We start from the raw sequence: 14,106 nt of genomic DNA, 5'->3' as shown, positions 1-14,106 counted from the left end.
GACTGCGTTACGCCGCCCCTGCCGTCTCGAGCGGCTGCGCGCCCCCGACGGCCGCGACGAAGGACTCGAAGCCCGCCTGCTTCCACGCGCCCCGCACGCGCTCGGGATCGTCGGCGAGCGCGATGACCGATCCCCCTCCCCCGCCGCCGGTGAGCTTGACGCCCAGCGCCCCCGCACGCCGTGCCGCCACGCACATCGCATCGATCTCGTCGCACGAGACGCCGAGGACCGAGAGCTCCTCTTGGTTGTGGTTCATCGCCCTGCCGAGGGCCGCGCGATCGCCGCGCAGGATGGCGTCCACCCCGCTCTGCGCGAGAAGCCCGAGGGCCTCGAGCGACCGCAGCGCCACCGACGGATTGTCCCGGTGCAGACGCGCCACGCGTTGCACGCACGTGCGCGTATCGCGGGAGCGCCCGCTTTGCCCCACGCAGAGCGTGAAAGGATTGGCACGCAGCGGGACGAGGCCGGTGCCTTTGCGGTAGACGCCAAAGCCGCCGTACTGCGCGATGGCGTGATCGATGCCCGACGGATTGCCGTGAAAGACGCTCTCCGCCGCATGCGCCGCCGCCGCGATGGCCCGCTCGGAGGCGCCCAGCCCGAGGGCAGAATCGAGGGCCCGTGCCAGTGCCACCGCCAGCGCCGCGGAGCTTCCGAGCCCCGAGCGCGGCGGGATATCCGACGTCACCACGAAATCATGGTGGATGGCGCTCGGCTCGATGCCGAGCGATGAAATGATGGCTTGATACGCCCACGCGAAGGAGTCCTCTTCCCGCGGGCCGCCCGATGGAAGGCGTTTGCGCATGGCCATGGCGCTGCCCCCGGAGAGGATCACCATGCCGCTTCCGCGCCTCGTTTCAATCTGCACACGACGCTCGAGCGCCGCGGCCACCGCAGGGTATCCGTACACGACGGCGTGCTCGCCCAACAGGATGATCTTTCCATATCCAATCGATGTGCTCATGTCCGGTCTCCCCTTCATCGCGCATCCAAAAGCCACGCCCGCAACGCGGGGCCCAGCACCCGCGGCGCACTTCGAAGCGCGGCCGACGAGCCGCACCCGGTGAGGAACGTGATCGACCTCACGCCCGAGACCACGTAGCGAAGAAAGGCCAGCGCGCCCTCGTAGCCACCGCCCTCTGGTGCCCGCTGCGCACGCAGCACCGGTGCGGCCAGACCGCCCGCCGTCGCCCCGAGTGCCAGCGCGCGTACCACGTCCGAGCCATTGCGCAGTCCACCCGTCGCGATGACCTCGAGGCCGAGATCCGCGATGAGCCCCACCGACGCCGCCGTGGGAATGCCCCAATCCCAGAGCTCCTCGCCGAGCTGTCGCTCCTCTCCCCGCGCGCGCTCCGTTTCCACGCCGACCCACGAAGTGCCGCCGGCGCCGCTCACGTCGATGGCGGTGACACCGATGTCACGGACCGCACGCGCGACCCGGCGGGAGATGCCGCAGCCCGTTTCCTTGACGACGATGGGCTTGGGCAGATCGCGAACCAGGCGCTCGAGCACCGCGAGCCCTCCGCGGAAGTCGCGGTCGCCGCCGGGTTGGATCAACTCCATGGCCGGATTCAGGTGAACGCAGAGCGCGTCGGCCCCCACCGCATCGACGAGCTCCCGAAGCGACGCGCTGGACATCTCGCGCGCTTGCACCAGCCCGATGTTGCCCAGCACGAGAGCCGTCGGAGCCACGTCGCGCACCGCGTAGGTGGCCGCGGTATCGGGGCGCAGGACCATCGCACGCTGCGATCCGAGCCCGAACGCGAGACCCAAGGTCTCCGCCGCACGCGCGAGATCGCGGTTGATGGCGCGGGCTTCCGGCGTGCCACCGGTCATGCCGCTCACCACGACCGGCGCCGCGAGCCGCCGACCGAGGAGTGTCGTTCCGAGATCGATGGCATCGAGGTGCCGATCGGGGAGTGCGTCGTGGACGAGGTGAACCTCGTCGAGCAAGGTCCCCTTTCCGCGAAATTCGACCTTGCCGCTCGCGCACAAGGCAATGTGGTCGGCCTTGCGCGCACCGATGATGCTCTCTTGGACTGCTTCGTGGGTCTCGGCCATGGCTTACCTGGTTTGGCCCGGTCAGGCGGTGAAGGCGTAGTAGCGGTAGCCGACGTCGGTGATCTTCGCGCTGGTCGTCTGCCCGATGCGCGCGAGCACGAATTCGCCCTGTGGAGGCAGCACGCTCCGCGGCGGGCCGACGATGGCGACCTCTTTCGAGACGTGGCGCTCGACCTCGACGTGGGCGTGCAGCCGCTCGTACTCGGCGATAGCAATCTCGACGCGCCGGCCGCCGTCGCCCACCGCGCGCAGCTCTTCACCGTAGCTCGCGCGTCCTGCCACCTCGCGCCAGCGCGTCGCGATGCGGCCGCTGAACACTTTGGCACTGGCTCCGCTGCCGTAGGAGCAAAAGAGCAGCCGCCGGCCTTCGAGCTCCTCGCCCTTCTTCGCGGCCTGCTCGACGAGGCTGGCAAATGCCAAGTAGAGCGATGCCGAGTACACGTTGCCGACCTCGCGGGTCAACTCGAGCGACGGTGCAATGCGCCGGTCGAACTCGGCCTTGAACGCCTCGGTCTTCATCAAGCGGCGCTGGAGCTCGCGGTGATCGTCCGGCTTCTCCAGCGAATCGCGCAACTCGCGCAGCACCGGTTGGAACTCGGGCTCGTTCTCCCAAAGGGTGGCGAACACGCGCGCGGCCGCATATTCGGCCATGCGCGGAAATGGCACGTGAAAGAGAAGATGATCGAGTTCGCCGTAAAGGCCGCTGGCACCGCGCCCATTGCGCTTGGCGGCGCTTCGTGCCGTGTACTCGGAAAGGGCGCTCTCGATGCAATCGAGGTAGACGTCGATCGAATATTTGCCGTCGACGACGGCCGTCGAGCTCCAATTGGGACGGAAGAAGTCGCGTTCGTCGCGGGTGGCCGTGCCGGTCACCCCCGCCTCGAGGACGAGCAGCCGCGGATTTTCGCACACGAGAAGCGCCACCGCGCCCGCGCCCTGCGTGCACTCGCCGGCCGAGGCCAGCGGATACTTGGAGATGTCGGTGGCGATGACGATGGCGTAGCGGCGCGTGTTCTCGCCGGCGCGAAACTGATTCGCGGCGGCTTCGAGGGCGTAGGTCGCACCGATGCAGGCGAATTGCACCTGCGGCGTACTCACGTGCGGAAGCTTCTTGCCGTAGTGGCTCTCGAGCATCCCGAGCACGTAGGCGGCCATCGACTTGGACTGGTCGACCGTCGTCTCCGTGCCGATGGCCAAGGTGCCGATCTCGGAGGGGTCGATCCCGTTTTCGTCGATGAGCCGTTTGGCGGCCATGGCGGCCATGGTGGCGGCGTCCTCGTGCCCGTCGGGCACAGCCATCTTCTTCACGCCGATGCCCGTGGTGACCTTGCCTCGGAGCTTCTCGGGCGACTCCTCCCCCAGCTGCGGGGCCCGAACGGTGGGCCACTCGGTGGCCATGTCCACATAAAGGCGCGGCACATGCACCGCATACGCGTCGATTCCGATTACCTTCGTCATGCAATCCTCGTCTCGGGGGTGAAGCTCGAGGCCGAGACGCGCTGTCCATCGAGGAGCAGCGCGCCCTTGCCGGGAGCGGCGATGATGGTTCGTTGGATCCCCGGCACCTCGGCGAGCGCACGGGCAACCTGCGCGGCGTCCTCCGGGGATGTCAGGGCCTTGGGATGGGGTCCGGCGTCGCAGGTGAACCATGCGGGCACCCCCCGTGCCCGCAGCTTCCGGATCGCATGCAGACCTTCGACGGTCGGGCCGCGCAGGTACACGACCCCTGGATCCGCGGCCAGCGCGCACGCATGCATGCGCAGGGCACTTCGCTCGGCGACCGCCCCCAGCGCGGGCAGGTCGCGCCGCGCGATGGCGTCCATGGCGCGCGCGATGTCGGCCGGAGCCGACGACGTCCACGGCGCGTAATAAGGAGAGCTCTCACTCTGGTTCATGCCGTCGGTGGACGCGATCTCCTTCGGAGCCTCGGAGGCGATGCCGATGACCAGCCTCAGATCGGGCCACTCCCCTTCCGAGGCCACCTGCGTGGCAAACGAGGAATCGACCTGTCCCGGCGTCCCCACCCCGAGCAGAACCAGCCCGCCCAAGATGGAGCGCGCCGCCGACCCCGACGCCTGCCGCGCGAGGACGGAAAGCTTGGTCGGATCGCTCTCCCGCCCGGCCGCTGCCACCGCGGCCAACGTCAACGCGGCAAAGGCCGACGCCGACGACGCGAGCCCCCCGGCGGTGGGAAAATCGTTGGTGCTGCGAACCTCGGCAAACATCCGTGCGTTCGCGGCAGCCGACCCCACGACCCGATCGAGATGCCGAGAGACCCGCCCGAGCGCCCGCGGATCGGCCGGCTTCTGATCGATGAACAGCGCATCGAGGGTCCGTGACGGGTCGAAGCGAACACTGGTGCGGGTGGTGAGCGCATCGACGGTGAGCGAAAGGCTGGGCACGGCCGGGAGATTCAGCGCCGCGTCCAGCTTTCCCCAGTATTTGACCAGGGCGATGTTGGCGCGGGCTTCGGCGAGGGCTTGCATCGGACTCACCTCACCACGCTGCTGGTCAGACGCTGCGACGAGGGGGCACGTCGATCCATGAGCCCCTTGCCCACGATGTACATCGCGTAATAGCCGGCATTGAAGAGCGCCGCTTGCACGATGCCGAAGAACGAGATGGCCCCCAGAAGAAGCACCGTGCCCTCGCACACGAAGGACACGCAGCGGTGCTTGAGAAACAGGTACGTCCAGCGCGTGAGCCTCGAGGGCGACTGCGCCATCTTTTGGTGCTCGGGCCGATCCATGCGATCGTTCAGCTTCTCGTCGAGCACGTAGCCCAAGGTCAGTAGGAAGAACGCCGCGCCGGCCAGCACCGTCGGCCGCAGGTCGATGCCGACCGTCGCCTGCACCAAGACCAGGCAAACGCAGACCAAGCCCGTGGAGACGTGAAAGGCGAAGTTGTCGATCTTTCCCGACAGGAAGCAGCTGGCGATGATCGCGCCGTACAGAATGGTCGTCTCCCCGTCGCTGGCCATCGCCAGGCCGACGCTGACGCCGCAGATAACCGCGAGAAACAGCACCAAATCGCGGCGAAAAAGCTTGTCGTCGAAGTGGAGGTCGATGACCTTGGTCAAAAAACCCCACCCGAACCAGAGTACGAACCGGAGTAGGACCGATTCTTTGAAATAGGGCAAAGTGTCGCTGAAACGCATATTCGCATGCGTCCTTTCTCGTCGACATTTCAGGAATCGAAGATGGAGATCCCCCGATTGCGTCACGCGCGAACGCACGACGCACCTCTGGAGGGCGATTTGAACGAGAAACCCGAATCGCAAGAGGCGATCGACGGATCTCCGCGAAGTCTCATTTAGCCGTGTTGCCGAGATTGTCTTGTCACCCGAACGGGTGACACACCCGCGTATCTCGGCGAATACCAATCATGATCATCGTCCCGCCACGCGACTGCCAATATTGCGCAGTCGTTCGAAGGGCGATGTTTCCGAATCATGTAAAGCGAACATGCCCGGAGGTTATGTTCTTAGTCATTCATTCGAAATCATGCTTGTCACCCCCGGGGGTGACACCGTGCATCATCACTCGTCGTTCACGCGAATATCGCGATGGATCGAGGCATTCGAGATAGGCAAGTTTCCATTGCGGGACGATTCGACGAATTGCCGGACCATGTCCACGCGGTTCGAGACACCCAGCTTCGCGTACAGCCGCCGGATGTAAGTTCGCACCGTGTTTTCGCTGAGGCCCACGATGGCTGCGATATTGACGCGGTTGTAGCCGGCCACCAGCAAGCGCCCCACCTCGTGCTCGCGCGCCGACAGGGTTTCCCTTCGTTCGCCGAGTCCATTCATGGCTTGCAAATGGATCAGCACGCATCGATTGGCCCCGAAGATCGATTTCTCGTCGATGTCGGAAATACCCATTATGGTTCTTCCGCAAATTCGGGAGGTCGATACGACCGGCTCGCCATGGGCGCTCGTACGGCGCTGCGCATCGGCCAACGCCATGATTTCTCCGGCCACCGGCTCCACCAGTGCGGGCCAATCGACCCCGTCTTCCTTGCTCGCGGTCCACACCACGCGCCGCGTATCGCGATCGATGACCAACAACGTTCCCTCGACGCTGGCCAACGAACGCAGCGCCGTCACTTCGCGAAGCAGCTCATCCAAACGAAGTTGCGCGCGCGTGGCGGCATGGATCAAAGGCGCCACGTTCTCGGCCCTTTGAATCTCGCACGGGGTGAACGGCGGCTCGTCCCCTCGCCGCTCGACACCGCACACGCCGACGGTCGCGCCTCCTTCGCAGAGGGGCATCACCATGGCCCTCACGAAGGTATCGAGTGTGGAGTTATCGCGAAAATAGGGCGAATTCTTCGATGCGTCGGCCAAATCGAATTCAATGGTCGAAATCGCCCGGCGCGCGCCATTGGCCACGAGGCCGAAGGCGTGGGCGAGACTCACCGATTCGCGAAACGCGATGGATGCGACGGTGTCGTCCACCACGCGGAGAGAGCTTGCGAAGGCGACGACGCCGTTCCTCTCCAGGCAAAAGAAAGCGCCCGCGGCCGGCACCAGGCTCTGCATGGTGCCCATGACCCAGCGTTGAAAGTCGGCAAGCGTCCGTGAGCGCCCGATAGGGATTTGCGAGGTGCCACGGATATGTTCCGGAACGTCCATGAAGCGTAGTTCTTCCAGCGGCAACGGAGCGCTCGAATGCGGAGATGGTGCACCCCGGCTTCGAGCATGGCGATGTGGAACACGATTGTGTTTCACTCGATGGATGCGCGATTCTCAATTCGAACTTCGCTTCATGTTTCGAAGCATCGAAAAGACAAGCCCACACCGCTGCGCACGGCAATCTGCCGCAGAACGCCCTCCCCCGGATGGCCGAAAAGCGGCATCCGTCCCCTGGCTTGCAACGGCTTCTTACCTCGAACCCTGCTTATGAAATCGCGATGGCCACGAATCGGTGGACGTCGATATCACGCCCCCATCGGCTCCAGCCACCGCCCTCCCAACCATCGAACTCACGCATACCCCCCGAGGCACCGGCCTCGCCTTTTAACCAGAATTAAGGATCCGAACCAAGATGGTGGATCGATCGCCGTAAGTCAAGGCGTGATTGGACCCATTGTGCTGCATTCGGGTGCGGTCCATGAGCGCCCGCGAGAATGGCTAGTTCGTGCCATTGCCGTGTCGCGCATACCGATGATCCAATCGATCATACGATCCAATGGATCATCGTAGGCGAAACAGCGAAAATCGAAGCGTTTTGCACGCAACAGCTCCGACGCGGCACGGGCCTTCGAGGAGACAATCGTTAGTTGATTTCGACCATGTGGCGACAACATCGAATCAGGCACTGGGCGCGCCCGGAAATTCGCTATCCAAGTTTCGATAAGATCGCGAATCCCAAATCGGGTATTTCGAACATGGATATTCCGTCGTGCACGCGCCGTGTTCCAGGCTGGCGTCGTCGCGAACACATCTTTCGTCGAGTCCGCCACCCAATCCGACGAGCCGTGAGAACGGTGTGACGAAAGGTTATGGGCATCCGACGAACAGAACAGCTTCGCGCTCGCCTCCTCTAGATGCGCGCGCGCACGATTCTCGGACAGGAAGAAGGAAACCGCCAGGACGCCAGGGCCGCCAGGGGCTCCGAGGGAAACGGCAATAAACCAATTGAGGATTCATTGTTGGTTCACCGGGCGATCCTGCGACTCTCTTTTGGCGTCCTGGCGGCCTTCTTCTTCTTGATCCCCAAAGTCTCGAAGTGCGATCCACCGTGAGTCGCAAGGCGCGCGTGGGCGCACGAAACCATGGCGGGATGCGCCGAATCGTGGCGGATGGTGGCGAAACGAACATCGAAATCGTGATTTCGCAGTTCACGGTTTGTTCGGGATGTCGCGCTCATGTCGGACCCATTAGCGTGCCCGCATGCGACGACATCACTCAGGAACGGGCCGCGAGCGGCCCTGGGCCTTGATTGTGGGCGGATTGATCTCCGGTGTGCTCGGCGCCGCGCTGCCGGCCTGTGAGTCGAGCCAGGAGCCCGAAGCAGACACTCGGACCAGCGCACTGGATCTCGTGGCGCTGCGCGATGGCACCCACGTCATTCCGAACTGGCGCCTGCAATCGTCGGCATCGCTCGACGTCGATGGCGACGTACTCTCGGCGCCTCGATTCGACGATCGCGGCTGGCTCACCGTGCCGGCGCGCTCCACCGTGATGGCGGGGCTCATCGTCAACGGACGCTACCCCGACCCGAACTTCTCGACCAACTTGCGCGACTCGGTCGACCCGGCCGACTTCAAAGTGCCCTGGTGGTACCGCCAGGAGTTCGTCGTAGCCCCCACCGCTCCTGGTGGGCGTAGGCGCGTTCACACCTTCTTGCGCTTCGCCGGCGGCGTCATCTCGCGCGGGGAGCTCTGGGTGAACGGCACCAAGCTCTCGGGCGTCGCGGGCACCGACGACCTCGCCGGCGCATACCCCAAGTACGAGTTCGACATTTCCCACCTCCTTCGGCCCGGCCGCAATGCCATCGCCATCAAGGCCATGCCGGCCGACCCGTTCCGGGACCTCACGGTCAGCTTCCTCGACTGGAGCCCGCTCGCGCCGGACAACAACATGGGCATCTGGCGCGACGTGACCATCGTCCGCACCGGTGCCGTGTCCGTGGCCAACCCGCGGGCGCTCCCGGAGCTCGAGCTCCCGGGCCTCGGACGCGCCAGCCTGACCCTCAAAGCGGAGGTCTCGAACCACGGCGACACCGCCATCGAGACCACGGTGGCCGGCGTCGTCACCGGCGGCGACCGTCCGATTCGCATCCAGCAGCGCACGGCCCTCGGTCCCCACGAGACCAAGACGGTGACGTTCGCGGCCGGCGACTTCGCGGCCTTGCGCCTCGAGCATCCGCGCATCTGGTGGCCGGCGCAGTTCGGTGAGCAGCCGCTCTACGACCTCGCCATGACCGTGTCCAATGACCACGAGGTCACGGACCGGGCCACGACGCAGTTCGGCATCCGCGACGTTCGCTCGGAGCTGACCCCCCAGGGCTACCGTCGCTTCTTGGTCAACGGCAAGCCCTTTGGGGTGCGCGGCGGCGGATGGGCCTCGGACCTCTTTTTGCGCCCGCAGCCCGAACGGCTCGCCGACGAACTCCGCTACGCCCGCGATCTCGGCCTGAATACGATCCGCATGGAGGGCAAAGAGGAAGACCATGAGCTCCTCGAGCTCGCGGACCGCCTGGGCATCATGCTTTTGCCGGGTTGGGAGTGCTGTACCAAGTGGGAAAAGTACAGCACGTGGACCGAGCAGGATTACCGCGTGGCCGGCGCCTCGACGTTGGCCGAGGCGCAACGCATGGTCAACCACCCGAGCGTGCTCGGCTTCTTCATCGGCAGCGACAACGCGGCGACGGCACGCGTCGAGCAGACGTACATCGATGCGTTGCACGCGGCCGACTTCCAGGCACCGATCATCCCGTCGGCCGCCGCGAAGTCCACACCGCAACTCGGGGCCTCGGGCATGAAGATGGACGGCCCGTATTGGTGGATCCCGCCGAATTACTGGTACGAGGATAAGCTGGGCGGCGCCTACGGGTTCGCGTCCGAGGTGGGCTCCGGCCCGACGATTCCGGAGTTGGATAGCCTAAAGCGATTCCTGACGCCGACCGAGATCGAGGACCTCTGGAGCAAACCGAATCAGGCGCATTACCACTTGGCCAAGAAGGAGGTGTTCTCCAAGCTGGCCGTGTTCTCCACCGCGATGGCCAATCGCTACGGTGCGCCCAAGGATCAGGCGGACTTTCTGCGCAAAGCGCAATTGTCCAATTACGAAGCGAACCGTGCGCAATTCGAGGCGTTCGGACGGGATTTTTCCGATGCGGCGAACCCGGCCACCGGCGTCATTTATTGGATGCTCAACAACGCGTGGCCCACGCTTTATTGGCATCTCTGGGATCACAACCTGGCCACGGCCGGCTCGTATTTCGGCGCCAAGAAGGCCTTGCGGCCGCTCCACGTCCAGTACTCGTACGACGATCGCTCGATTGTCGTGGTGAACACCGGGCTCGCGGCCAAGGACGGTCTCACGGTTCGCGCCACCGCGTTCGGCATGGACGGCAGTGTGCTTTCCGACGAGCGGGCCTCCGCGGCCGCCGAAGCCAATGCCGCCAAGCGGGTGCTCACCCTGCCCGCGCCCTCCGGTACGACGGGTACGTACTTGGTCCGCCTGCTGCTCACCGACGGATCGGGGCGCGAGATCGATCGCAACGTGTACTGGCTTTCGACGAAAGCGGACGTTCTCGACTATCCGCAGTCGACGTGGTGGTACACGCCCACGGTATCGTACGCCGATCTGACGGGCCTCGAAGGACTGGCGCCGGCCACCGTTGCATCGTCGTCGAAGACGTTCGCCACGGGTGAAGGATTGGCCACCGAGGTGACCTTGCGCAACACGTCGCAGGTCGTAGCCTTGGCCTTGCGCGCGAGTTTGCGCCAAGGGCGCGGCGGTGCGGAGGTCGTGCCGGTGCGCTGGTCGGACAACTACGTCACGTTGTGGCCCGGCGAGTCGATCACGTTGCGCGCCGACTACCGCCCCGGCGATCTCGCTGGCAACATCCCACACGTCCAGGTGTCCGGATTCAATGTGAGCCCGTGAATGTCCATGGATCGTCGCATCGCGACGTGACTCGCGCCACGGCATGCGTGGTAACTTCGAGAGACTGATGCGTTCCCTTTTGCTTATGTTACTCGGTGCCGCCGTCTCGTCGTTCGCGTTGTCCACGCTCTCCGCGTGCAGCTCGAACGACGATTCGAATCCGCCCCCGGATGCAGGCAACGGCAGCACCACGTTCCCGCGCACCGTTCCCATTTCCCTCGAGAAGCAGCTCGATCCGCAGAAGAAGTATCGGCTCGGGGTCATTTGGGCGCAGCTCGACGACGACGGTCCGGATCCCCTCCCCGAGGTGGCCATCGATGTGTCCTTCGATCCGGCGGCGACCAACGTCACCTTCGACGCACCGCCCGTCCCCAGCGAGGCGAATTTCTTCTGCGAGCGCTCCTGCGACGACGAGGCCAAGTGCCCGTGTCTTTCGACATCGAAGTACCGCATCGCCTACGGAGCCATCGTCCTCGTGCTCGATGCCGATCAGAATGGGAAGATCGAGCTCGATTTCACGGGCACCGGCGCGAGCAAGGACCGGATCGAACTCTTCGGCTACGGCGCCTTCGTGCACAGCCCCAACGGGAACGATGCACTGCCGCAGGTGAAGGACGGCGTTCCGCTCGTCGACGGCGCGGTCCAGCAAGGGACCGCGCTCTATCGTGCCATCAAGAAGACGGACGAATTCGATCGACTGACCCGTTTCATCAACGGCGACACGCTGGAGTTCCGCACCAAAGCCCCCAGCGTGACGTAATCAGATCATCACGGAGACCAGTACGCGTGATTCGGCCGCAACGACGCGGCGCGAACTGGCGGATCGATCTGAATGCCGAGCAAGGTGCCGACGTTGGTCATCGCGTAGGCGCGGTTGCCGAAGGCCGAGGGAGTCTGGGCGACGCCCGTGCCCATGTCGAAGCCGTCGATCACGCGACCGTTGCGCGGCGATAGGAGGAAGAGCCCGTAGCGCGTGGTGCCCACGAGGAGCGCGCCGGCGACCTGCACGGGCGCGGTGACGCCGCCCTCGGGCACGTCGTTGCGCCACACCATTTTTCCGGTGGTGGGATCGAGGCCCCAGAGGCCGGTGGTGCCACTCGATGCGAGCAGCAGCTTGCGCGCCGGCACCGTGGGCCCGTCGCGATCGGGGCCGTTGGGATCGGGCGCGTGCGCAGGCTCGTTGAAGAGCGTGAGATCCGTCACGCCGCGCGCCTGGTCGTTGACCCAGACGCGCGATCCCGTCTCCGCGTCCAGCGCAAAGACGCCGCCCGCGTAGCTCGCCACGTACACGACGTTGCCCGAGCCCGGGATGTCGTTGGGCACCGGCGTGGTGTCGACGTCGAGGTACCGGGGCACCTCGCCCGCGGCGGTGTTCTGCTCGGCCTCGGCGGACAGGTCGACGGGCGTCCACTTCTCGCTACCGTCGCGCGCGTCGTAGGCCACGACGTGGCCATCGGAGAATGCGAGGTAGACCTTGTTGTTGGCCAGCGCCGGCCCTGCGTAACCCGCGATCTCCATGCCGAGTGCGGAGGTGCGCTGGGCCTGCCACTTCTTCTTGCCCGTCCGGCGATCGACCGCGAAGAGCTGGTCCGAGCCGTTGGCGAAGTAGAGCATCTCGCCATTGCGCACGGGACGCCGGGCCACCTCGGCGCCGGTGAAGTAGCGCCAGACGAGCGAGCCATCGAAGGCGCGCACGGCGTAGAGCGCACCGTCGTGCGAGCCAAAGTAGACGATGTCGAGCTCCGCATCGTACAGCGACTCGCACTGCACGACGCCGAGGGTCTCGAAGCGCCAGATGGTGCTGCCATCGCCCGCGCGCAACGCGTAGAAGCCGCGGTCGGCCGTGCCGACGAAGATGCGGCCGTGCGCCGGATCGATCTCGGCGCGGCCGCGTTCCCAGTCCTCACCCGTGGTGCGCCCCGTCGCGGTGAGCGAGCGTTTGAGCAACACGGACATGGTGTTGGCCGGGCGCCGGTACCAGAGAGGAGCCTCCGGGCTGACGCGATCGTTGGCCGTCTCGGACGTCGCGCAGCCGGCGCCCATCGCCAGCAGGCCGAAGGCCGCCAGCGCCGTACGTTTCCAAGCTCTCACTGAGGTGCGCCTCCGCCCTTTTGCTGCTGGGCCTTGCGCATGGCCTCTTGAATGGCCCGAATCTGCGCCTCGGTGGGCTTGTTGCCACCGAAAGCACCACCGCCGAGCGGCGTCTTCGGCGGGAGCGCGCTGGGATCGAGTGCACGCAGCCGATCCTCGACGAGCTGCTGCAGCGCCGGAAACACCTTGCTCTCGCCGGGTTTGCTCAGACGATCGTTCAGCGTCTTCAGGAGCTCCTTGGCCTTGTCCTTGTCGCCCTTGTCTTGGGAGACGCGGGCCTGGTGGTAGATGCCAAACTCTTTGAAGCCCTCGATGTCCGTATTTTCCAGCTCGTGGAAGCGCTTGAGCGCTTCGTCCTGCCACTTCGTCTTCTCGTCGCCCGAAGCGGCTTGCGCCTTGAGCTCGTAGGCGAAGCCCAGGCCCTCGAGGGCGCGGCCGCGCACTTCGGGATCGACCTTGGCCAGCGGGGAATTTTGCGCGTCGTTGAAGGCGGCGATGGCGCCCTCGGAGTCCTGCTTGTCGAGAAGCAGCGACCCCTCGCCCAGGCGGGCCAGGTACGCGGCGCCGGTACCCGTGTATTTCGTCTCGATCTCGCGGTACTTGGCCAGCGCGGAATCGCGCCGCTCGACCGCGGTCTTGAAGATGGGGCGCGGATCCTTGGGGCGATCCGGATCGTCGTCTTCCTTCGCGGGATCGCCAATGCGTCCGCGTTCGTCGGCCACGGCGGCGGCCAGGGCCACGGAGGCGTTGTTCTCGCGCTTGTCCTGCATGTACATGTACACGCCGAAACCGATACCGAGAACGGCGGCCGCGGCGGCGAGGATGCCCACGCCTTTTTGGTTCTTCTTGACCCACTTGGAGAACTCGGCCGTCTTCTCGATGAGCGGATCGGCATCCACGGCGGTGGCCACCGCGCGCTTGGGCGCCGGAGCCTTGGTGCCAATCTTGGCGAGGCGCTTGGACGCGGCAGCCTCGAGCCCCGTCTTCTTCTTGCCCTTGCCCTTCTTGGCCTCACGTTGCAAACGACGGCGCTCGGCGAGCTTTTCCTCTTCCTCGCGGGCGATGCGCTCGATGGCGTCTTCTTCCCCGAGGGCGGCCACGCGGCGCGCGATGGCTTCCTGGGTGGCGGCCTTGTCTTCCTCGTCGTCCTCTTGCTCGTCGTCTTCGTCGGCTTGCTCGTCGGCCTTTTCCGCCGGCAGCTCGCCTTCCGCGACGGCCTCGAGTTCCTCGGGGGCGGCGGCGGGCGCTTCGGTGCCCTCGGCTTGATCCTTCGCTTCCGACGTCTTCTCTTCTTCTTTGGGATTCTCGGCCACGGTCTCGCCTCCGATGCGCGGGAT

10 protein-coding genes are annotated in these 14,106 nt (G+C 65.5%); 2 read left to right on the top strand and 8 right to left on the bottom strand.

The features are described from left to right. Window positions 1-7: 7 nt before the first annotated feature. The 6 genes from mvk to LVJ94_19990 form a co-directional block, all read right to left on the bottom strand. Window positions 8-961: a mevalonate kinase gene (gene mvk, locus LVJ94_20015; protein ID WXB09504.1), complete on the bottom strand. Its 954-nt coding sequence runs from the start codon at window positions 959-961 to the stop codon at window positions 8-10. A 14-nt stretch (window positions 962-975) separates the two neighbouring features. After that, window positions 976-2,058, bottom strand: coding sequence for a type 2 isopentenyl-diphosphate Delta-isomerase (gene fni / locus LVJ94_20010; protein WXB09503.1), 1,083 nt, complete (start codon window positions 2,056-2,058; stop codon window positions 976-978). 21 nt (window positions 2,059-2,079) lie between these two features. Next, entirely contained in the window at window positions 2,080-3,516 is a 1,437-nt protein-coding gene (locus LVJ94_20005; protein ID WXB09502.1) for a hypothetical protein, read from the bottom strand. Continuing rightward, a complete protein-coding gene (gene mvaD, locus LVJ94_20000) occupies window positions 3,513-4,544 on the bottom strand; it encodes a diphosphomevalonate decarboxylase (GenBank protein ID WXB09501.1) in 1,032 nt (343 codons plus the stop codon). Before mvaD ends, LVJ94_20005 begins: the two co-directional genes overlap by 4 nt. 5 nt (window positions 4,545-4,549) lie before the next feature. Continuing rightward, window positions 4,550-5,215 (bottom strand): hypothetical protein, encoded by a 666-nt coding sequence (locus LVJ94_19995; protein ID WXB09500.1) that lies wholly within the window; start codon window positions 5,213-5,215, stop codon window positions 4,550-4,552. A 381-nt stretch (window positions 5,216-5,596) separates the two neighbouring features. Then, on the bottom strand, window positions 5,597-6,694 hold the full coding sequence (locus tag LVJ94_19990; GenBank protein WXB09499.1) for a helix-turn-helix transcriptional regulator: 1,098 nt from the start codon (window positions 6,692-6,694) through the stop codon (window positions 5,597-5,599). A gap of 1,260 nt (window positions 6,695-7,954) precedes the next feature. Here LVJ94_19990 and LVJ94_19985 point away from each other — a divergent pair. Together LVJ94_19985 and LVJ94_19980 are read left to right on the top strand one after the other, a co-directional pair. Next, entirely contained in the window at window positions 7,955-10,678 is a 2,724-nt protein-coding gene (locus LVJ94_19985) for a hypothetical protein (GenBank protein WXB09498.1), read from the top strand. A gap of 85 nt (window positions 10,679-10,763) precedes the next feature. Further along, window positions 10,764-11,438 (top strand): hypothetical protein, encoded by a 675-nt coding sequence (locus LVJ94_19980; GenBank protein WXB09497.1) that lies wholly within the window; start codon window positions 10,764-10,766, stop codon window positions 11,436-11,438. An 8-nt stretch (window positions 11,439-11,446) separates the two neighbouring features. Here LVJ94_19980 and LVJ94_19975 read toward each other — a convergent pair whose 3' ends face one another. Further along, complete coding sequence (locus tag LVJ94_19975; GenBank protein ID WXB09496.1) at window positions 11,447-12,769, bottom strand: PQQ-binding-like beta-propeller repeat protein; 1,323 nt, start codon at window positions 12,767-12,769, stop codon at window positions 11,447-11,449. Continuing rightward, window positions 12,766-14,082, bottom strand: coding sequence for a hypothetical protein (locus tag LVJ94_19970; GenBank protein WXB09495.1), 1,317 nt, complete (start codon window positions 14,080-14,082; stop codon window positions 12,766-12,768). The genes LVJ94_19975 and LVJ94_19970 overlap by 4 nt, the downstream gene beginning before the upstream one ends. Window positions 14,083-14,106: the final 24 nt, after the last annotated feature.

This window comes from Sorangiineae bacterium MSr11367, from assembly GCA_037157805.1.
GTDB lineage: Bacteria > Myxococcota_A > Polyangia > Polyangiales > Polyangiaceae > Pendulispora > Pendulispora rubella.
The sequence above is the reverse complement of the archived record's forward strand: the minus strand, read 5'-3'. Positions and strand labels throughout refer to the sequence as shown.